This window comes from Erwinia sp. Eh17-17, from assembly GCF_039675725.1.
Taxonomy (GTDB): Bacteria; Pseudomonadota; Gammaproteobacteria; order Enterobacterales; family Enterobacteriaceae; genus Erwinia.
Genome location: NZ_JBDFQT010000002.1, coordinates 79,741 through 97,714, shown reverse-complemented (window position 1 = coordinate 97,714; position 17,974 = coordinate 79,741). Strand labels below are relative to the sequence as shown.

19 protein-coding genes are annotated in these 17,974 nt (G+C 51.5%); 9 read left to right on the top strand and 10 right to left on the bottom strand.

Annotated features, from left to right (window positions below; genetic code table 11):
• The 7 genes from fliL to fliF form a co-directional block, all read right to left on the bottom strand.
• A complete protein-coding gene (gene fliL / locus ABEH87_RS05810) occupies positions 1–483 on the bottom strand; it encodes a flagellar basal body-associated protein FliL (RefSeq protein ID WP_346574778.1) in 483 nt (160 codons plus the stop codon).
• 150 nt (positions 484–633) lie between these two features.
• A complete protein-coding gene (locus ABEH87_RS05805; RefSeq protein ID WP_346574777.1) occupies positions 634–1,944 on the bottom strand; it encodes a flagellar hook-length control protein FliK in 1,311 nt (436 codons plus the stop codon).
• Positions 1,941–2,387 carry a flagellar export protein FliJ gene (gene fliJ, locus ABEH87_RS05800; protein WP_346574775.1) on the bottom strand — a complete coding sequence of 149 codons (447 nt, stop codon included), beginning with the start codon at positions 2,385–2,387 and terminating at the stop codon, positions 1,941–1,943. The genes ABEH87_RS05805 and fliJ overlap by 4 nt, the downstream gene beginning before the upstream one ends.
• 58 nt (positions 2,388–2,445) lie before the next feature.
• Positions 2,446–3,807: a flagellar protein export ATPase FliI gene (gene fliI, locus ABEH87_RS05795; RefSeq protein WP_346574773.1), complete on the bottom strand. Its 1,362-nt coding sequence runs from the start codon at positions 3,805–3,807 to the stop codon at positions 2,446–2,448.
• Complete coding sequence (fliH, locus tag ABEH87_RS05790) at positions 3,807–4,496, bottom strand: flagellar assembly protein FliH (protein ID WP_346574771.1); 690 nt, start codon at positions 4,494–4,496, stop codon at positions 3,807–3,809. The genes fliI and fliH overlap by 1 nt, the downstream gene beginning before the upstream one ends.
• The gene (gene fliG, locus ABEH87_RS05785) at positions 4,489–5,481 is read right to left on the bottom strand and encodes a flagellar motor switch protein FliG (RefSeq protein WP_346574769.1); all 993 of its coding nucleotides are present in this window, start codon (positions 5,479–5,481) and stop codon (positions 4,489–4,491) included. The genes fliH and fliG overlap by 8 nt, the downstream gene beginning before the upstream one ends.
• Positions 5,478–7,220 carry a flagellar basal-body MS-ring/collar protein FliF gene (gene fliF, locus ABEH87_RS05780; RefSeq protein WP_346574767.1) on the bottom strand — a complete coding sequence of 581 codons (1,743 nt, stop codon included), beginning with the start codon at positions 7,218–7,220 and terminating at the stop codon, positions 5,478–5,480. The genes fliG and fliF overlap by 4 nt, the downstream gene beginning before the upstream one ends.
• Positions 7,221–7,460: 240 nt before the next feature.
• Here fliF and fliE point away from each other — a divergent pair, with 240 nt between their 5' ends.
• On the top strand, positions 7,461–7,775 hold the full coding sequence (fliE, locus tag ABEH87_RS05775) for a flagellar hook-basal body complex protein FliE (RefSeq protein WP_346574765.1): 315 nt from the start codon (positions 7,461–7,463) through the stop codon (positions 7,773–7,775).
• A gap of 149 nt (positions 7,776–7,924) precedes the next feature.
• Here the strand turns inward: fliE and ABEH87_RS05770 are convergent, their stop codons facing one another.
• Positions 7,925–9,034 (bottom strand): acyltransferase, encoded by a 1,110-nt coding sequence (locus tag ABEH87_RS05770; protein ID WP_346574763.1) that lies wholly within the window; start codon positions 9,032–9,034, stop codon positions 7,925–7,927.
• A 538-nt stretch (positions 9,035–9,572) separates the two neighbouring features.
• Here ABEH87_RS05770 and ABEH87_RS05765 point away from each other — a divergent pair.
• From ABEH87_RS05765 to ABEH87_RS05755, 3 genes are all read left to right on the top strand, one after another.
• A complete protein-coding gene (locus ABEH87_RS05765; RefSeq protein WP_346574761.1) occupies positions 9,573–10,595 on the top strand; it encodes an acyltransferase in 1,023 nt (340 codons plus the stop codon).
• 482 nt (positions 10,596–11,077) lie between these two features.
• On the top strand, positions 11,078–12,034 hold the full coding sequence (locus tag ABEH87_RS05760; protein ID WP_346574759.1) for a chemotaxis protein: 957 nt from the start codon (positions 11,078–11,080) through the stop codon (positions 12,032–12,034).
• A 296-nt stretch (positions 12,035–12,330) separates the two neighbouring features.
• Entirely contained in the window at positions 12,331–12,519 is a 189-nt protein-coding gene (locus ABEH87_RS05755) for a hypothetical protein (RefSeq protein WP_346574757.1), read from the top strand.
• Positions 12,520–12,553: 34 nt separating this feature from the next.
• On the opposite strand, the gene ABEH87_RS05750 is transcribed toward ABEH87_RS05755, so the two are convergent.
• Together ABEH87_RS05750 and ABEH87_RS05745 are read right to left on the bottom strand one after the other, a co-directional pair.
• Positions 12,554–12,844 (bottom strand): hypothetical protein, encoded by a 291-nt coding sequence (locus ABEH87_RS05750; protein ID WP_346574755.1) that lies wholly within the window; start codon positions 12,842–12,844, stop codon positions 12,554–12,556.
• Between the two features lie 377 nt (positions 12,845–13,221).
• Complete coding sequence (locus tag ABEH87_RS05745) at positions 13,222–13,779, bottom strand: helix-turn-helix domain-containing protein (RefSeq protein WP_346574753.1); 558 nt, start codon at positions 13,777–13,779, stop codon at positions 13,222–13,224.
• A gap of 482 nt (positions 13,780–14,261) precedes the next feature.
• On the opposite strand from ABEH87_RS05745, the gene ABEH87_RS05740 reads away from it, so the two are divergent.
• From ABEH87_RS05740 to ABEH87_RS05720, 5 genes are all read left to right on the top strand, one after another.
• Positions 14,262–14,633 carry an antiterminator Q family protein gene (locus ABEH87_RS05740; RefSeq protein ID WP_346574751.1) on the top strand — a complete coding sequence of 124 codons (372 nt, stop codon included), beginning with the start codon at positions 14,262–14,264 and terminating at the stop codon, positions 14,631–14,633.
• A gap of 258 nt (positions 14,634–14,891) precedes the next feature.
• Positions 14,892–15,239: a hypothetical protein gene (locus tag ABEH87_RS05735; protein WP_346574749.1), complete on the top strand. Its 348-nt coding sequence runs from the start codon at positions 14,892–14,894 to the stop codon at positions 15,237–15,239.
• The gene (locus ABEH87_RS05730; RefSeq protein WP_346574747.1) at positions 15,236–15,538 is read left to right on the top strand and encodes a hypothetical protein; all 303 of its coding nucleotides are present in this window, start codon (positions 15,236–15,238) and stop codon (positions 15,536–15,538) included. The genes ABEH87_RS05735 and ABEH87_RS05730 overlap by 4 nt, the downstream gene beginning before the upstream one ends.
• A 263-nt stretch (positions 15,539–15,801) precedes the next feature.
• Entirely contained in the window at positions 15,802–17,550 is a 1,749-nt protein-coding gene (locus ABEH87_RS05725; RefSeq protein ID WP_346574745.1) for an amylovoran biosynthesis protein AmsF, read from the top strand.
• A 133-nt stretch (positions 17,551–17,683) separates the two neighbouring features.
• Positions 17,684–17,947, top strand: a complete 264-nt coding sequence (locus ABEH87_RS05720; RefSeq protein ID WP_346574743.1) for a hypothetical protein — start codon at positions 17,684–17,686, stop codon at positions 17,945–17,947.
• Positions 17,948–17,974 lie beyond the last annotated feature (27 nt).

The window sequence follows — 17,974 nt, the reverse complement described above, 5'->3', positions numbered from 1 at the left end:
TCACCGCAGTATGAAGGCCGTGAAGAGAACATCTGTCACGACCTGCTGTGGTTGTCCGTGCACCAGCGGAGGTGCCAGTACCTGTTTTATCTGTGTCATTAATTCCTGCTTGCCTTGCTCATTCGCTAACGCCGAGGCACTTTGACGTGAAAGCAACAGCAGCAGACGACTGCGGACTTCCGGCAGATAATCATTCATACGACGACGCGTTTCTTCGTCTGGCAAACGCAGAGTGAAACCTACGTACAGCACACGATCCGGATCGTTGTCTGGGTTGATCAAGTTAACCGTAAAAGTATCCAGAGCAAAAAACACCGGCACCGGTGGTGGCTCCGGCTTGGCTGCCGCAGCGGCATCGGCCGGAGTCTTCATCATGCGCCAGACTGTATAGCCCGCCACGCTGCAAGCGACCAGCGTCAGAATAACTAACACCGGTATCAGGAGCTTACGTTTGCCGCTTTTGGCTTTAGCGTTATCAGTCATATTAGCTGTAACTTCCTGTGATTATTTTCGGGGGGCGGTGCCACGTAATCCACTGTCCCACGGCGTTATGAGCAAATTATCCCGCGTCTTGCGCCAAACAATAGGCAGAAAAGACGCGAGTTTTGCTATCAGCTTACGCGTTTGTTGCCGTCAGGCGAAAATATCAACAGCATTGGAGCCGGCTGCACGCGCCTGCAGGGCGGCAGGAACGGCAATTGGCGTCACATCACTGTCATTTTCTGTAGCAAGACTAAACGGGCTTCCGTTGTTATTACGCTGCTGTTCCTGCTGACCATTGAAAGACTGGCCCTGCTGGAACGCATCGCTACTGACATTACTTTCACCCAGGTTGATGCCGCTTTCTGCCAGAGAGGCGCGCAGTTGAGGCATTGCTGCCTCCAGCGCGGCTCTGACCTGACTGTGGTTCGACACCATACTGAGCTGTGCCTGGTCATTATCCAGTTTAAGGCTGATCTGGATGCTGCCCAGATCCTGAGGATGCAGATGCAATTGGGCGGTCTGCTGCCCGTTGCGGCTGAACATCAGGATTTGTTGTCCCAGTGCCTGCTGCCATTCCGGACTGCCGAGCTGAGAATTCAGCAGCGGGGTTGCCGGTGCACTTACCATCGAGTTAGACGTCGGGGTAAGTAATGAAGACGCGGTACTGATCACATTATTGGTTATCGTCGCATTAGGGGCAGAACTTGAATTTTCTTTATCGATATCTTTGCTAACCTGGCTCATAACCTGCTGAAAAGCCGGGTCGATACTGGCAGCAGCCGGGTTTACCGCTGCTTTTGCAGTGCCAGCGCTGTTAGCGGATTTGCTATTAAACGGAACCATAAGGCCGCTGTCACTGTTTTTAGACGATGCGCCAGTATCATCACCTTCTTCGCCGGTGACGTGACCGAGCGCAGCGCTCAAGGCGTTCAGCGTCGACTGTTTGTCGCTTTTATTGCCGCCGGTGCTCAGCAGATCGCTGTTTTTCATGCCCGCTGGGGTGACCGGAACGGATGTGTTGTTGGGCAGCATCGCGTAGAGCGCCTGCAGCGCCTGAAGGTCGCTGTTGCTGAGGGTTACCGCTGGCGTCTCTTTCTCGTCGGTGGCAATCTCATCTTTCGCGTCTACTTTTCCCTGTTTTGGCTGAAGCAGAGCGGTCAGGGCTTCCGGTTTATCCAGAGCGGCCAGCAGGTCACTGAGGGCGGGTTTTTTGGCGACTTTGCCATCGGCATCTGCCACCGTCTCGCCGACGCTGGCATCTGGCGCGCGGCTAGCGCCCTGCTGGGCAAGTGACAGCAGGCGGTTGCCTAATAAAGTCAGAAAACCCTGCTGTGAGGCATCCCCACCTGTCAGAGTTTCACCGCCGGTGCTGTCCAGCGTGCTCTCGCTGCTGACACCGGTGCTGGTGGTTTTGGCGCTGGCCGTAGCAGCTGTCGTTGCCGCGGTTGGTAAGGTAATCATTCGCCTTTCCTCAATGATGCCCGTTGGGCAAATTCATCATTCCGTTTCTGATCGAGACGGTTTTCTTGTAAGAGTGCGGTGGCCAGCGCACGAGACTGAAGCGTCTCATAGGCGTGCAGCCGCTGTTGTTTGTCGCGCCACAGGCGCAGGGCATTTTCCACCCGCGTATTCCACTGCAGCAGCTGCTGGCGATGCTGTTCAATCGCCTTTTCCAGCGTCTGAATAAACTGGTGATAGTTGTACCAGCGGGTACTGGCTATCCCTTCGCTCATCGTGGTGTTGAGATTCTTGCGGTATTCATCCTGATAGTTGAGCAGCATATTGAGCTGCTCATCGGCCTGTTTCTGCGCCCGACGCACTTCGCCCAACTGAATGGCCGCTTTTTCCACATCTTTGTGCGCCAGGTCGCGCAGCGTGTCGATGGCGGAGACTGTCTTTGTCATAAAGCCCTCCCGTCAGGCCGCGTCACGCAGGATGGCGTGACGCGGCAGCAGATAATACTTAACCAAATATCGCCTGCAGATGCAGGCTGGCGTCGTCAAAGGTACTGCGCTCAAACATGCCCTGTTGCAGGAAGGCCTCCAGCTCCGGATAGAGTTTGATGGCTTTATCCAGCGTCGGGTCAGTCCCCGCGGCATAAGCGCCAACGCTGACCAGATCGCGGTTGCGCTGGAAGCTGGACAGCAGCTGCTTAAACTGGCGCACGCGCGCATAGTGTGTTTCATCGATCAGATGTGCCATGACGCGGCTGATCGAAGCTTCGATATCAATGGCCGGATAGTGGCCGGACTCTGCCAGGCGGCGCGACAGGACGATATGGCCGTCGAGGATGGCGCGCGCGGAGTCAGCGATAGGATCCTGCTGGTCATCCCCTTCGGTCAGTACGGTATAGAAGGCGGTGATAGACCCGCCACCGTCGATGCCGTTACCCGCACGTTCCACCAGCGCCGGCAGCTTGGCAAACACGGAAGGCGGATAGCCTTTGGTCGCCGGTGGTTCACCGATCGCCAGCGCGATTTCACGCTGGGCCATGGCATAACGGGTCAGGGAATCCATGATCAGCAGGACGTGCTGACCGCGGTCACGAAAATCTTCGGCAATACGCGTGGCGTAAGAAGCACCCTGCATACGTAATAAAGGAGAGACATCGGCCGGGGCGGCAATGACTACCGAACGGGCACGGCCTTCTGTTCCCAGTATATTCTCAATAAAGTCTTTCACTTCGCGACCGCGCTCACCAATCAGACCGACGACGATCACGTCGGCTTTGGTGTAGCGGGCCATCATGCCCAGCAGCACACTTTTACCCACGCCGGAACCGGCAAACAGGCCCATGCGCTGGCCGCGTCCAACGGTGAGCAGAGCGTTAATCGCCCGCACGCCGGTATCGAGCACGTCAGTAATTGGCGTACGCTGTAACGGGTTAAACGGCGGTGTATTCAGCGGGGCGCGATAGCCGGTTTCGGGAGCCGGCAGCCCGTCCAGCGGGCGACCGCTGCCGTCCAGCACGCGGCCCAGTAACTCCGGGCCCAGCATCATCTGCTTGCCGCTGTTTTGCTTGTCGCCCGCGATGCGTGCATAGACGCGGGCGCCGGGCAGGATACCTTCGACCTCTTCCAGCGGCATCAGCAGCAACTTCTGGCCGTTAAAGCCCACCACTTCGCTTTCCACTTCGCTGACGCCCTGGCTGTCGTGACGTTCAATCACGCAGGTTGCGCCCAGCGGCAGCTGTAAACCGGTGGCTTCCAGTACCAGACCGGTAGCGCGGATCAGACGACCATAACGACGGACGTCCGGCACCTGGGCCAGACGCTGTTCGAAATTGTCGAGTGCGCCAAGCCAGCGCGACAGGCGAGTGGTCATTACAATTCTCCCGGTGCAGCCAAACGGCACAGTTCGTGCCAGCGGGTGGCGATGCTGGCATCCAGATCGCCATCTTCCGCGCTGACCTTGCAGCCGCCGGGATGGATGGTGCTGTCCCCCAGCAGACGCCAGCCGTGCAGGCTGAGGGTTGCGCCCAGGGTGGTCTCGACGCGCGGCAGATCGTCCGGGTGGACGCGCAGCGTGGGTTTGCCGCTGAACATCGGTTCCTGCTGCAACATGCCCTGAATCTGGCGCAGCAGGGCGGTGCCGTCAACGTGAGGTGCCTGGCCGATAACCTGACGGGCCGCTTCCAGCGCCAGCTGCATCAGACGTGAAGCAATCACGCTGTCCAAAGCTTCCAGCGTATGATGGAATTCCGACACCAGCTGCTGCATGCGCGCCTGTAATGGCGCCTGCTGCTGCTGGGCTTCTGCCAGTCCCTGCTGAAAACCGGCGTCGTAGCCGGATTTTTGTCCTTCAGCAAAACCACGCTGCTGGCCCTCGGCATAGCCCAGACCCTGGGCTTCGTTACGCACCTGAGCCTGAAGCTGTTCTAACTGAAACTGCTGCTGGTCAACCGGATCTTCGGTGATTTCCGGCACCACCAGCTCTTCGATCAGCGGACGGTCGAGACGCGCCAGATCGTTAGGCTGCCAGCGTTGCCAGGCCAGGGACGCGTTATCAGACATAGGTTTCCTCGCCACCACCAATCACCATCTCGCCGCTTTCGGCCAGACGACGGACAATCAACAGAATCGCTTTCTGTTCGGTTTCCACCGCAGACATACGCATCGGGCCACGGTTGGACAGGTCGTCGCGCAGGATGTCGGCAGCACGCTGCGACATGTTGCGCAGGAACTTCTCGCGCAGTGGCTGTTCGGAACCTTTCAGTGCCACCAGCAGCGATTCGGATTCGACTTCCTGCAGCAGGCGCTGGATGCTGCGGTCGTCCACTTCGACGAGGTTTTCGAACAGGAACATTTCGTCGATGATTTTCTGTGCCAGCTCGCCGTCGAACTCGCGTACCGCTTCGATAACCGCTTCTTCCTGCTGAGTTTTCATCAGGTTGATAATCTCTGCCGCGGTACGAACACCACCCATCTTCGCACGCTTGAGGTTCTGACCATCCAGCAGGCCGTTGAGCACCTCGGTCAGTTCTGCCAGCGCGGCTGGCTGTACGCCGCCGAAAGTGGCAATACGCAGCATCACATCGTGACGCAGGCGTTCGTCGAACTGGGCCAGAATATCGGCCGCCTGGCCACGCTTGAGGTGAACCAGGATGGTGGCGATGATCTGCGGATGTTCGTCGCGGATCAGGTCGGCAGCCGACTGAGGTTCCATAAAGTTGAGCGTGTCCATCCCGGAGGTGGTTTCGCGCGTTTCGAGAATGTCTTCCAGCAGGGTGGAGGCTTTCTCTTCGCCCAGCGCCTTGATCAGCACGGAACGCAGGTAGTCATTGGAGTTGAGGCTCAGCGCCGCATACTGTTCGGCATCGATCTCGAACTCGCGCAGCACGTCGGTCAACTGCTTGTGGGAAACCTGACGCATATTGGAGATAGCAGAACTCAGGTGCTGCACCTCGCGGGAGTCGAGGTGTTTGAACACCTCGGCCGCACGATCTTCGCCAATCGTCATCATCAGAATGGCGCTTTTTTCAGTACCGGTGAGACTCATAGTTCGTCCTTCATCCACTGGCGAATAACCAGAGCCACCACGCGTGGGTCATTTTCTGACATCTCACGAATACGCTGGCTCATGACCTCAGCACTCATGCGGTGCTGAGATTTACGTTCCTGGTCAAGTTCATCTTTCGACAGCTTGACGGAGATACCGGACTCTTCATCTTCAGCACGACGTGCCGCAGCAACAGAGGCTGCTTCGATAGCCGCTTTCTCCTGCTCTGCCTTACGGCGCAGCTGTGGACGCACCAGTTTGCGGTAGAGGATGTAAGCCACAATCAGTACCAGCAACCAGCGGCCCGCTTCAAACATCTGCTCGATAAATGCCGGCTGTTTCCAGAATGGTACGTCTTCGCCCAGGTCATCATTCGCCGTAAACGGTGAGTTGACGACGTTCAGGCTGTCTCCGCGCTGTTCTGAGAAGCCCATTGCTTCGCGGGTCAGGTTCTCAATCTGCTTGATCTGTGCATCATTCAGGGCAATGGGTTTACCCGCTGCATCGGTACGGTAGTTCACCACTACCGCCACAGACAGGCGTTGAACTTCACCGACGTTCATCTTGGTATGCAGGATGGTGCGGTTCACTTCGTAGTTAGTGGTGTTGTCGCTGCGGGTATTTGACGGAACCGCTTTCTGTGCCGTGGTCGTCGCAGCGTTGGCCGCCGCATTGTTGGTATTCGCTGCCGCTCCGCCGTTATTGGCATTATTCGCGTTAGCGTTAGCAGCGTTGTTATTCGGGGTCGTGACCGGGCCTGCGTTAGCCGGAGCCGGCTGATTCGACAGGGCACCCGGTACGCCGCCAGGATACTGACCACCCAGCTGTTCGCTGTCGCTGGTCTGGCGCGAGCGAATGGCCTGCTGGTCAGGATTGCTGTTCGGCTTGTACTGTTCGTCAGTCTGCTCGCGCTTGTTAAAGTCGATTTGCGCGGTCACCTGAGCGTGAACGTTACCATTCCCGACAATCGGGCCGAGGATGGTTTCAATACGTTGCTGATAGCGTGTTTCTACGTCGTTAGCATATTTCAACTGGGTGTCATTGAGGTCGCGCCCGGTTGGATCATTCTGAGTCAGCAGACGGCCCGCCTGGTCAACGACGGTCACGTTACCCGGTGGCATACCGGCAACGCTGCTGGATACCATGTGGACCACAGCGTTGATCTGTCCTTCATCCAGCGCACGGCCAGGCTGCAGTGCCAGGGTCACGGACGCGGAGGGAGATTTCTGCTCGCGCACGAACAGCGTTGGTTTTGGCATCGCCAGATGCACCCGCGCACCCTTAACCGGGCCGAGTGTTTCAATGGTGCGTGCCAGTTCGCCTTCGAGCGCACGCTGGTAGTTAATCTGTTCGCTGAACTGGCTGATACCAAACTTCTCTTTATCCAGCAGCTCAAAGCCCACGGCGCCACCTTTCGGTAAGCCCTGTGAAGCAAGGCGCAGGCGCAGCTCGTGCACCTGTGCGGCAGGAACCAGTAACGCACCACCCTGATCGTCAAACTTATAAGGAATGTTCATCTGGGTCAGCTGCGTGACGATGGCCCCGCCATCCTCATTGCTGAGGTTGTTATAAAGGACGCGATAATCTGGCTGCTTTGCCCACAGTACCATCGCAATAACGACGGCAACGACCGCTGCCGCCGCGATGATAATCGGGATGCGGGGGTTTGCGCGTAGGCGAGCGAACAGGTCATTCAGACCTTTCTTCTCTGGATTATCCTGCGTGACAGTTGCATTCATGACTCGTTCCTGCCTGACAGTTGACCGGACTGTTGCGTGTAGTGTCGTAACAAAACTGACTCCCTGATGCGCTGGCTTAAAAAATTTCCACCTCAATGGACTGCCATTATTTTCTGAAATGGGAAATTCGATGGCTGGATAAGGTGTGATTTATGCGGCTATTTAGAGGCTTTGTCTCATTGACATTGTGTTAAGTTTGTCTGCAATCGTAATCACCACATCGTTCGTTCGGGAGTAAACATGGCTATTCAGGGTATTGAGAGTGTGATGCAGGCGCTGCAAACCACCGCAATGCAGGCAGCTGGCGGTAAAGGCGCAGACAGTACTTCACATGCAGATTTTGGCGCAGAGCTGAAGGCCGCGCTGAACAAAATCAGTGAGACGCAGACCGAGTCCCGCACGCAGGCGCAGAATTTCCAGATGGGGAAAGAGGGCGTTTCGCTGAACGACGTGATGGTCGATATGCAGAAGTCCAGTGTCTCAATGCAGATGGGGATTCAGGTACGTAACAAGCTGGTCAGCGCGTACAGCGAAATCATGAATATGCAGGTGTAGTGGCTAATCACTTGCCTGACGTTTTTCTGCGTTAAGCAGCGTTAAACATACCTTTGAATACTAAGTTCCTGCTCGCTGTGAATGAAGAAAAACCATAAGATATCAGCTGAATTATTTAAAAGCATCGCGGGGTATACCCCGCGATGCTTTTATCGTTTGAAGATATTTTGTATGTTTCTCTCCAGATACTTATAGGATAGTAAAGATACCAGGACTGAAATCAATACAGTGAGAAACATAAAGTAGTAGTTTTGATATCCAACAGATGGGAATGCATACTCTTTGAACTTGAATGCAAGAATGAATATAATAGGATGTAGTAAATAAAGGGAGTAAGATGAGTCACCTATTGCTAAAATAAGTCTCGGTATTTTAATGTTGTCCCTTATGAAAGACTGACAGGACGTTAGCAATAGAAACATTATGCAGTAGTATAATCCAAAATATTGAATTCCGTGGTCAACATTTCTTTTTGTTATGTAACCATAAGCTGGGATTGCCAATGCGATTGCTATTATAGCAATAGATTTCTTTTTTCCTGATATGTTTAATTTCCCATTTCTGAACAGGATGGCAATGCATGCGCCAGAAAAAAACTCCCAAATAAGGCTTTGCATTGTTAGATTCAAATACCCAGCGCCCTCAATTATTGGCCTGGGTTGTCTGGTTATTCCCATGAAGGATGGGATGATGAAGAGCGTGAATAAAAACCAGGATAAGTAAAACCATAATTTATTTTTAGAAAAAATCAGACCAACTGCGCAAACCATGTAAAAATAAAACTCATAATTCAATGTCCATCCAACAAAAAGTGTCGCCGTTCCAAAATAAACAGGGCTGTTAAAGTTCAACGGTATAAAGAGAAGGCTTTTTATAACACTAAGTAAACTCGTAGCCTCAACCTTGTCAGTGTATGAGAAACCATGCATTGTTGAGAGGTCGGTTGATTTAAAGACCACCAGATAGATCATGGTCGCAATAAAATACATCGGCCATATTCTGATGAGTCTCTTTTTCAAAAAAACAAGTATGTCCTTCCTGTCATAGTTGTAGGATGTATAAGCTATGATGAATCCGCTTATTATAAAAAAAAGGTCAACTCCGAATGCACCGGGCCAGAACAGGTCAAAAGAAAGGCCCTCATACTTCGTTCCAACTAAAAAAGCTTTTGCATGGTGAAGCACGACCATAATGGCTGCTAATGCTCTTAGCGCTTGAATGTACTCAAGATTGCCTTTATCGATATTGCTATTTTCCATAATGAATCCGCTGTTGAGCCAAAAAATTGCAGGCATTGTAATGCTGATGTGAGGTAAACGTAAGGGTTTCGTTTACATGACGATATAAATTCTTCGATAAGTCATCGGCATAAACACTTTTTTTCATGCTCGCCTGTTGAGTAAATCAAGTGTGCAATGATTAACATTATGTTTCTAATGCTGTTTATTGAATGTGTACGGTCAATATGACTAATCAAAAGCACTCTGGGCACCCATCCAGCTGTTGGCGAAACGTTAATCAGTGTGATTTTGTCATTTTTTGAAGGCGTTACTGATGACGAGCCTTTGGCCTTGGAAGTCATCAGCCAGCACAGTCGGTTATCGTTTTTTCATGGGGTTGATTTTGTGACGTTAGTAGTTGATTTTGTACATAATCAGATGATAAGAGATGAGTTCATCTTTGTTGGTAAATTATAAAAATTCATGATTTTCAATGAGTTGAATTGTTAATAATTTCTTGTAATATTAATCATCTGAATGTAAAGTTGTTTCACTTTTTTACGCCTGTTAAGAGAAGATGATGCGTAGAAACAACTTTGATATTTTACGACTGATCCTTGCTATCACAGTTATGCTCTTTCATATCGGAGGGCTAACTAATAATTCAATACTGAAACTTGCACCAGGCGATCTGGCTGTTAAGTGCTTTTTTGTAATAAGTGGTTATCTTATTAGCAAAAGCTATTTAAAAAACAGCAATATTTATGACTATGCTAAGTCAAGATTTCTGCGGGTGTACCCACTTTATTTTACTTGCGTAACTGCCTGCTTCATTATAGGCATGCTCATGTACACCTCTGAAGTAAGTACCTATCTGCGTGATGGTGGGGCAAGGTATTTTGTATCAAATCTTGCTTTTTTGAATTTTTTACAACCCGAATTACCTGGGTTGTTTGTTGATAATTTTAAAAATAGTGCAGTGAACGGTTCACTGTGGACGATAAAAATAGAAGTGATGTTCTATATTTCAGTTCCAGTTATATATGGTTTGTTTGGCAGGTATTTTGGTAACAGGCGAACTGTGTTTGCTATTGCAGTGTTGTCTTTGATTTCTTCACTGCTGATAGAGTTTATAGTTAATAAGTATGGATTAAGTGACTCACTGAAAAATCAACTTCCATCATTAATGATCTTCTTTATGGTTGGCGCAGTGCTTAACTTTGTCACCCCTTCGTTTTTGACATTTAAGTATCTTCCGATTATCGTTTTGATAATTTATTTTTGTGATAGTCACTTGATTGGAAAGGTCATTTATCCATTGGCCGTGGCTGCATTTGTTTATATTTTAGTTTTCAAAACCAGTGTGATTAATATTCACGATGGTGTTGGTGATCTTTCCTATGGTATTTATATATTTCACTATCCAGTGATACAGTTTCTTTATCAATGGGGTCTTTATAACAACTTCTTTGTTGGGTTTGTGCTTACGGTTGCCGTTGTCGGTGTTCTGTCATACTGTAGTTGGCATTTTATGGAGAAAAGACTTACCTCTCATGGACAAGTTAAGAGCAGCCCATTGACCTCGGTGAGTAAAGTTTAATTTCTGATGTCTGATGGAATTAACTTGTTTAATATTGGCTAAAAATCGCGGGGATAGATTCCCCGCTGATAGTCCGCGTGAGTAACATTGATTATTCAGAATCTCAAATATCATTTGACTTTTGCAGATCCTCAGTGGTTCCGGGCGTTATCCTTAGCGTTATCCTTAGCGTTATCCTTAGCGTTATCCTTAGCGTTATCCTTAGCGTTATCCTTAGCGTTATCCTTAGCGTTATCCTTAGCGTTATCCTTAGCGTTATCCTTAGCGTTATCCTTAACGTTATCAGCGCTGACATCCACGGTGTGACAGAGATCGGCCCCTGTGGGAACTGGGTACGCTCTTTTTTACCTCCCGCGTTCACAAATCCTGCAAATCTCCCCTGTATTTTTCTTCGTCACTGCCGATAACTTTCAACAGCGATCCTGAGCGTGTGCTGATTTCCACGCCGGCTGACAACAACGAATTATCACCTTGAGGTAGACATGGATAACTTTCAAAAAGAGATCGATGAGAGAGCGAATCTCGCATTATCGAACAAGTTCGAACTTTTGTTATTCCGCCTGGGGTCTGCTCATCAGGAAGACAAGCCTGAGCTGTTTGGCATCAACGTGTTCAAACTGCGTGAAATTGTGCCGATGACCAACATCACCCGTGCCGCAGGCATGAAATCACCGCTGCTGGGTATGGCGAACATCCGCGGACAGCTGATTCCGGTTATCGACCTGCCTGCTGTGGCTGGCTGCACCCCGGCGACGGGGCTTAACCTGCTGCTGGTCACCGAATATGCCCGTAGCACTCAGGCCTTTGCGGTGGAGTCTGTAGAGGATATCGTGCGCCTTGACTGGAGCCAGGTCCATGCGGCGGAGTCAGGCGTCAGTACGCGCAATATCACCAGCATCGCCTGCCTGGATAACAATAACAACATGGCAATGGTGCTGGACGTTGAGCAGATCCTGCATGACGTCATTCCTTCAGTACGTGAAGTGAAGGAAGAAGATATCAAGGTGAAAACCTTCAAGCTGAAGCCGGGCGCGATTGCGATTGTAGCGGAAGATTCGAAGGTGGCCCGTCAGATGCTGGAGCAGGGGCTGAAAGCCATGGGTATCCCGGCGGAAATGCATACCACCGGTCTGGAAGCCTGGGAAAAAATTAAAAAGCTGTACCGTGAAGCGCAGGAAGAGGGCACCTCTATCCATGACAAAATCGCCCTGGTGCTAACCGATCTGGAAATGCCGGAGATGGATGGTTTTACCCTGACGCGCAATATTAAAAGCGATCATAACCTGAAGGGGCTGCCGGTGGTGATCCACTCTTCGCTGTCCGGCAGTGCTAACGAAGACCACGTACGTAAAGTTGGCGCTAATGGTTATGTGGCGAAATTCGAAATTACCCAGCTTTCAGCGGTGATCCATCAGGTACTGGAAGATGCGGCCCACTAACGCCCTGACAACATCCACTTGTCGTTAAGCACGCTCTCAGGCAGGCGAAGCATATCTGGCTTCGCCTAAACGATCCCGTTTCAGCGTTACCCACCTGAAGCGCTGTCTGCATCATTGCGCGCACCTTACATCAGAAAAATTAACTTATCACCAGTATGAAAAATCCTAAAATGAATCCGGGCATCGTTGAAAGGAGACAAGAAGGCGTTACGAGAAGAGCGTACAGACGCTGATGTGCCGGTTGAGACATGTTGTGACTGGCGTGGTTTCTTGCTGATGTTCCTACATTAAGATTTATGGATAAAAATAATCATAACCAACCCGCTGGCAGCCAGACGGACAGCCTTGCTGACCGCTCCCCGGAAGCCGCAGAGGCTGTCCTGCCGCCTGGAGTGGACCTGGACAGTTGGGTGCTGACACCCGCACAGCGTACCTTTATTCAATCTTTACTGAGTGACGACGACGAAAGCGACAGCGATCGTTAAGATACCAGGGCCGCGTAAGCGGCCCTTTTTATTTTTATTGTCTGTCCGGATCCTGCTGCGGGGGGACAGCGCAAAACCAGCAGTCTGCCTGCGGGCTGGGACGCGGCAAACCACAGCGCGTGCACTCCTGCCCGGCGGGAAATGCCTGTTGCATGATCCACGACGGAGTCAGCGCCACAGTCGTTTGCTGACCCAGCAGCGCCCCGATCTTTCGCTGTAGCCTTTTGTCGCGATGGCGTGCCGCAACGGCAGCAGCGCGGCGCGCTTTGTATCGGCTACGGCAGGTTCCCTGCGGTGCCGCTGCTTTCCAGATGATTGTTGCCATACAGACCTCCGGTACAGAAGACAAATTGCGCTGTGGAAAATATCCCCAAGCGTTACTGATGTTTTGCGTTCTTAAAAAACGATAGCCATAGTTATTATTAATATCAATAGTTATGAGTTAAATAACCCTCGCTATTGATGTATTGTATTGAATATATTGATTTTTAATATTTTATTGTCATTAATTGTCAGTTTAATGGCTAAGATGGCAAAAGCTTTACTAATCTATTCAGTTATATCAATAGATCAACACTGTCAGGCTCATGAAGTGAGGGCATTGATGGGTTACCGCGAGGAGAAACTGATGGTATCTGTATTGTTCAGGGTGTCTGGCGGTCACTATGAGGAGACTATCCTGCCGGAGCAGGATGTCAGCGACTACCGCCGCAAGTCGCGGATCAGGAAAATAGCCACACCGATGAGCCGGACGTCATCCGACAGTTCGACAGCGGGCAAACGCGGGTCATCGACGGTTAAAAAACCATTCGAGGGACCTTCGAGGTAACGGTATACGGAGAGTCGTGTATTCATCTCTGCAATGACTAAATCTCCAGATTCAACTGGTACATCGCTGTCGATAATGACAATGGTTCCTGCGGTGGCTTCAGCACAGCCGCTGTTGCGGTCAAGGACATAGGCGCGCCAGCTCTTTTTCGCTTTAACCCCGGTGGGCACGCTAACCTGTTCACTGGTTTTTCCCGTTGCATCCCACAGTGAGACTGTTGTACCGTTTTTAACTTTATCAGAGGACCCTGTTGCCGACGTTCCGCGCATCTCGCCATCGCCATTGGCCAGCCACTCGACGTTGATATCCAGCGCCCTGGCGATATCCACCAGCTTACGTGAGCCTTCCGCCTCACCTTTTGTCAGCCGCCATATTGTGGGCTGAGAAACGCCCGATGCTTTTGCCAGAGCACCCTGTGTAATTCCCATCATGGTCATCGCCATGTTTAGCCGCCAGGCAAGTGTATTCGGTTTCATATACCAGAATTTATAGCGACGCGTATTTTTCGTCAAACACGCTTTGCTATTATTTGCAGTAATACTATTTGCTATTTTTCATGTGTTATCTATAACTAATGTTATGAATGACGTGGCAGGAGGCCACCACTCAGCGAGTTTAATGCGTTGGAGAAAGCAACGGATGCTGAGTGAGATGCCGACAGGCAGAAAAGATGCCCGGGATCAGGACCAGTCTAAACGCGACCTTTCCTCATAGTGTTGCACTGATTTCTCCTGGTTTCCCGTCATTACAGATTTATTTTTACCGCTCTTTATCAATCAGGCCGTCCAGCCTAATCGCTGGCTCAATCTTTTCGGTGGCAGAAAATCCACCGCTTTAACTGTCTGGCCCCGGGCCGCTGCGCCACCCTGAGCGCAACCCGGACAGATCTCAGTGTAAAGAGAGGAGAACGGCGATGAGAGATATTAAAATGTTACTCGAGCGATGGGGGGGATGGGCGGCCGCAGGCGAACATCGGCTGGGTTATGCGTCCGTAGCGGCAGGGTTCAGAGGATTAATCAGCGACCGCGGTAAAAAAAGAGTGAGCTGCAGTGATAACGACGGTCTGATCCTCGACGCCTGCATCAGCCGGCTGATCAACGTCAACAAACAACAGCACGACATTCTGGTTGCCCACTACCTCTACCAGATTTCACTTCGATCCATTGCCCGCCGCCGTCGCTGTGCTGACGGCACCATTCGCAAACAAATTCAGACCGCCGAAGGTTTTATTAACGGTGTATTGAGTGTGCTTGACTGCAAACTGGAATGCGAACTTTCTGACTGATAGTGTTAATAAAACATGCGAGGTGAAAATTAATTTCACGCGCAGGCGTTGCGTACGCAATTTATAGTCAAGACTGTTACTGTGCCTTTTTAATTCACGGAGCTGGCGGGGCGCATTATTTTAATGCGCGAACGCGTGCTGTGAATGAGGGCGCGGCATTCTGTTTGTCAGAAAAATCGTGCTGATATTTTCTTTATCTGTCAGCCATCCGCGATTAATAACATCATCAATACCCTGTATCCGTCATCAGGAGGCTTTATGCTATTTACCCTTTTTATTCTGCTGGTCGCGGTAACGTCACTGGCCGTCTGGCTGCTGGCACATTATGGCCGCGTAATAGTGGTAGCCCACGCCCGTCTGCTTTTCAAAACCTGGTCAGTCTGGCTTGCCTCTTTCGGCTCCGCGCTGACCGCCTGGGTGCAGTCGTTTCCTGATGCTGCGCTCAACGGCTGGAATGTGCTGCCGGAGGATATTAAGTCTTATCTGCCCCATAACTTTCTCGGCATGATTGGCGCTTTTATGGTGGCGATGGCGGTAATGGCGCAGTTTGTCCGGCAAAAAAATCTTAATAAACAGCGTGATGATTTAAACGGAGGCAAAGTATGAGTGGACTATTTTCCTTACTGAGCGGCAGCTGGCACGGCCTGTTGACCGTAGCGGCGGTGGTGGCGGCGTTTATCGCCGCGTGGTTCGGCGGTAAGCAGGTTGGCAAAAGCCAGCAGCGTGCCAGTGCGCAGGTAGCGGAGGCGCAAAAAAGTGCCAGCCAGGTGGCGGTGGTCGCCAGGAAACAGGCGAATAACATCCAGGAGGCAAAAGATGTGCAAACGACCAATGCTGTGCTTAATGATGCTGACGCTCGTCACAAGCTGCAGCAGTCCCCCTTCAACACCCGCGATAGCCAGTGAGTTAATGACGGATTCCTCCTGTACCTTATTTTCTCCTGTTTATACGCATGGCCAGGATGCACAGGTAATGGATATCAGAACCGTCAGGCAGATTAACGCCCATAACGATCTCTGGGTATCACTGTGTTCGATAAATAATAACGCAGGCAGGTCGGAGGTAAATTATTAAGGAGGTATAAGCAGTTTGTCTTTCTTATTTCACTCAACCCATTAATTCATCCTGATTAAGGCGGCTTACGTGTGTGCGCTGCCCGGAGGTTATTATGATTGAAGTCAACTCTTATGCTGAATTACGTACCACCGCGCCGGCTAAAGCAGGTGATATTGCCCTGTTGAAGCGTTATTACGATAAGGATTCCACTTTTCGTGGCGGCGGGACCTTTGTTGGTTTTATCACGACCGCACTGCCGGTGGATGATAGCGGGACGGTTGCCACAGGCAATGGCTTTTTCTGGAGGCGGGTGATTAACAGCCAGGATGAGCTGAACATCTACCATTTCGGCGGTAAAGGTGACGGCGTGACCGACGACAGCGGAGCTTTCAGGCTGATGCTGAACTGGGCGCAGACGGTAAACGCCAACAGCAAGAATCTGGGGGTCCGTCTGCCCGGCGGTAAGTTTCTGATCAATCCGATCGACCTCTCCGGCAGCGAGATGCCGTTCTTCTATCTCTATGGTGACGATAACCCGCAGGGCGGCATGCCGCGTACCACCATTATTTCCGATAAATCGACCCGTCCGGTATTTAAGGTCAATGCCCGGCGCACGGTGATCAAAGGAATTAGCTGGAACGGTCAGGCTTCCGCCGATATCACCACCAATAAGGGAGCGATTGCCGCTGAGATGTGTACCAATCAGCAGCCCTTCTTTGAAAATATCATGGTGGCGGGACAAACGGTGCTGATTACCTGCCTGCGCGTGCAGAACAACGGGGGAACGGCGATCAAGCTGCTCGATACGCTGGATACCAAATTCGATCAGATCTATTCGATTAACACCTATGCACGCGTGTTTGATGTCGGCTGGTCGGATACGGTTCAGGGCGTTTGGGATCACTCTACGGCGATTGAATTGTCTAACGCCAACTTCCAGAACGGATACGGTGACGCCACGCTGATGATGCCGCGCGTCACGCAGGGGCTGATGCGTAACGTATGGATTGAGCATACCCGCTGCCCTGGCGACCTCAGCAACGGGCAGTGGCTGGTGGAGGCGCTGAGCCTCGAAGACTGTGCCACACCGTTAAATATGGATAATGCACGTATGCAGATCCGCCAGTTAAATCTGCAATCGGGCGGCACGGTCAGCCTGAACGCCGCTGCCGGACGCTGGTTATCCGGCTATGAGACCGGCTGGCGTCGTGATGAAAGCTTTGGCACCCATATGTCCGGTACGATACGCGCCGGGTGGTATAGCGGCTATAAAATTACCAACACCTCTACCCTGGACAAATGGTACAAGCTGGGCAAGGTCTTTATGCCGAAAGACAACCAGCAGTGGGTGATTGAGATGACTGGCAAGTCGTCTAATGAGGCGGTTACCGGGATAGCAGGGAGCCCGATCGCTACGCTCTCATCGGGCACCAGCTATCTGGCCATCTCACGTTGTGCTACGGCAATCTATGGCGATATTCGCCATCACGGGTCCCCGGCGGTGCTGGATATTAAGTTCAATCGTATTGGCACCACTACGGCGGAAATTTGGGTCCGGCTGAAAGCCGCCAGCGGTGACACGATGTTCAATCTGAAATCTACCGGGCCGACGCGCTTTGAATCCGGCGAATGTTCCCTGTTTACGCCCGATCTTAGCGAAGTGACAGACATCACCACCATCGGGACGGTTTCTCCGGCGGCGCGGATGAGCATGCATAATGGGCTGGCGGGGGTCGGGGCGAATGAGAAGGGGGTGCTGACCGTGGCGACGATGGCCGCGGTGGCTCCCACCACCACCACGCCGCTGGGTTATATCACTGTGAACGTCAACGGTACTGACAGAAAAATTGCTTATTATTAATCAATGACTTGAGGCCGGGGAAACCCGGCCTTTTTTTGTCGTATCCGATGCTGTTAAAAAATGGTTATGAACTTTCACAGACTCACCCGGTCACAAATGGGTAGGCTTCTTTTAACGATGAAAGGAAATATCCATGAGTGATAACGAAAGCAAAACGCAGACCGAACACTTACGTGACGTGACTTCGCAGCTAAAAGAAATGCGCCATTACGCCCAGACGAATACTGAAACGCTGTCATCTCAGTGGCTGGCGTTCGATCAGGGGGAGTACAAAGACGCTGCCTTCGCCGAGAAAATTAATCAGTTACTGACTCAGCAGGGGGGCCTGCTGGATGAGCTTGATACCATCATCCAGGACTTTGAAATCGAAGCTAACCGCATCGAAAACGAAGCGTAATCCCGTGGGCATCGGCACTCACGTTGG

Bases quoted from the DNA above. Each gene is read 5' to 3' on its own strand.
- fliL (WP_346574778.1), bottom strand. From the start codon at position 483: ATGACTGATAACGCTAAAGCCAAAAGCGGCAAACGTAAGCTCCTGATA.
- ABEH87_RS05805 (WP_346574777.1), bottom strand. From the start codon at position 1,944: ATGATTACCTTACCAACCGCGGCAACGACAGCTGCTACGGCCAGCGCC.
- fliJ (WP_346574775.1), bottom strand. From the start codon at position 2,387: ATGACAAAGACAGTCTCCGCCATCGACACGCTGCGCGACCTGGCGCAC.
- fliI (WP_346574773.1), bottom strand. From the start codon at position 3,807: ATGACCACTCGCCTGTCGCGCTGGCTTGGCGCACTCGACAATTTCGAA.
- fliH (WP_346574771.1), bottom strand. From the start codon at position 4,496: ATGTCTGATAACGCGTCCCTGGCCTGGCAACGCTGGCAGCCTAACGAT.
- fliG (WP_346574769.1), bottom strand. From the start codon at position 5,481: ATGAGTCTCACCGGTACTGAAAAAAGCGCCATTCTGATGATGACGATT.
- fliF (WP_346574767.1), bottom strand. From the start codon at position 7,220: ATGAATGCAACTGTCACGCAGGATAATCCAGAGAAGAAAGGTCTGAAT.
- fliE (WP_346574765.1), top strand. From the start codon at position 7,461: ATGGCTATTCAGGGTATTGAGAGTGTGATGCAGGCGCTGCAAACCACC.
- ABEH87_RS05770 (WP_346574763.1), bottom strand. From the start codon at position 9,034: ATGGAAAATAGCAATATCGATAAAGGCAATCTTGAGTACATTCAAGCG.
- ABEH87_RS05765 (WP_346574761.1), top strand. From the start codon at position 9,573: ATGATGCGTAGAAACAACTTTGATATTTTACGACTGATCCTTGCTATC.
- ABEH87_RS05760 (WP_346574759.1), top strand. From the start codon at position 11,078: ATGGATAACTTTCAAAAAGAGATCGATGAGAGAGCGAATCTCGCATTA.
- ABEH87_RS05755 (WP_346574757.1), top strand. From the start codon at position 12,331: ATGGATAAAAATAATCATAACCAACCCGCTGGCAGCCAGACGGACAGC.
- ABEH87_RS05750 (WP_346574755.1), bottom strand. From the start codon at position 12,844: ATGGCAACAATCATCTGGAAAGCAGCGGCACCGCAGGGAACCTGCCGT.
- ABEH87_RS05745 (WP_346574753.1), bottom strand. From the start codon at position 13,779: ATGATGGGAATTACACAGGGTGCTCTGGCAAAAGCATCGGGCGTTTCT.
- ABEH87_RS05740 (WP_346574751.1), top strand. From the start codon at position 14,262: ATGAGAGATATTAAAATGTTACTCGAGCGATGGGGGGGATGGGCGGCC.
- ABEH87_RS05735 (WP_346574749.1), top strand. From the start codon at position 14,892: ATGCTATTTACCCTTTTTATTCTGCTGGTCGCGGTAACGTCACTGGCC.
- ABEH87_RS05730 (WP_346574747.1), top strand. From the start codon at position 15,236: ATGAGTGGACTATTTTCCTTACTGAGCGGCAGCTGGCACGGCCTGTTG.
- ABEH87_RS05725 (WP_346574745.1), top strand. From the start codon at position 15,802: ATGATTGAAGTCAACTCTTATGCTGAATTACGTACCACCGCGCCGGCT.
- ABEH87_RS05720 (WP_346574743.1), top strand. From the start codon at position 17,684: ATGAGTGATAACGAAAGCAAAACGCAGACCGAACACTTACGTGACGTG.